This window comes from Pseudomonas brassicacearum (assembly GCF_003732265.1).
In the GTDB taxonomy this organism is placed as follows: Bacteria; Pseudomonadota; Gammaproteobacteria; order Pseudomonadales; family Pseudomonadaceae; genus Aquipseudomonas; species Aquipseudomonas brassicacearum_D.
In genome coordinates, this window is the sequence record NZ_MOBK01000381.1 from 1 (window position 1) to 306 (window position 306).

General features: G+C 69.0%; 1 protein-coding gene. It reads right to left on the minus strand.

Features of this window, described 5'->3' with window-relative positions; genetic code table 11:
• Positions 1-306, minus strand: a 306-nt coding sequence (locus BK660_RS31830; protein ID WP_148057541.1) for a condensation domain-containing protein, incomplete at both ends; no start/stop codon positions are given.

Genomic DNA, 306 nt, shown 5'->3' on the forward strand with positions numbered 1-306 from the left:
GCCAGCGCCAAAGAAGCGTGCTCATGGGCAAGCAACGCGGTCAGGCGGGCATGGGTGGACTTCACCGCCGCGCGCGCGCCTTCGCCGACATCGACGCGCAGCGGCAAGGTGTTGATGAACACCCCCAGCGCCCGGTCGGCACCCGCGCCGCCCTGCATGCGCCCCATCAACACCGTGCCGAACACCACGCTGTGCTGGCCGGATGTCGCCGCCAATACTTGCGCCCAGGCGAGGTGGATCAGGCTGGCGACGCTGACGCCGGCCAGACGCGCCTGCTGTTGCAGACGTTGATACAGATCGCTCGCC